The organism is Terrisporobacter mayombei, assembly GCF_020748465.1.
GTDB lineage: Bacteria > Bacillota > Clostridia > Peptostreptococcales > Peptostreptococcaceae > Terrisporobacter > Terrisporobacter mayombei.
The window spans coordinates 1-444 of record NZ_JAHZMP010000261.1 but is presented as its reverse complement, the minus strand read 5'-3'; the positions used below and the strand labels follow the sequence as shown (position 1 = coordinate 444).

Sequence of the window (444 nt, the reverse complement as noted above, 5' to 3'; positions counted from 1 at the left end):
CTAATTCTTCGCCAGGAATCTCTATTAACTTTCCACCGCGCCTCACTGTGACGCTTTCATGAACTAGGCGATCAAGTTGAGCAGCAGCGCTCTTTGCTCGTAGCTCCTGAATCAGACGAATTACGCCACTAATTAGTATCATGGAAAAGATAATAATGGCAGTAGTAGCATTTCTCGCAAAATTGGATGCTAAGAAAACATCTGTAACAAGAGAAACAATGCCCAGAACAAAAAGAATCACATGAAATGGGTTAATAAATGCTCGTCTCAATCGTTGCATCGTCGTATCATTTTTTCGCCCATTGAAGCTGTTCGCTCCATATTTCCCCCGCATTGAACCAATTTGCTCAATAGATAGACCATCTGGGGATTAGCCACTGTCTCGATATTTTTCTGATAATTTAAAGTAAGCGTATTTTTTAATACGTCTATCAAATATTGTTG

General features: G+C 39.6%; 1 protein-coding gene. It reads right to left on the bottom strand.

Translation table 11 applies throughout. The features are described from left to right. A partial coding sequence (locus tag K0039_RS21465) for a cation-transporting P-type ATPase (protein WP_331476818.1) occupies nt 1-334 on the bottom strand: 334 nt, incomplete at its 3' end. Nucleotides 335-444: the final 110 nt, after the last annotated feature.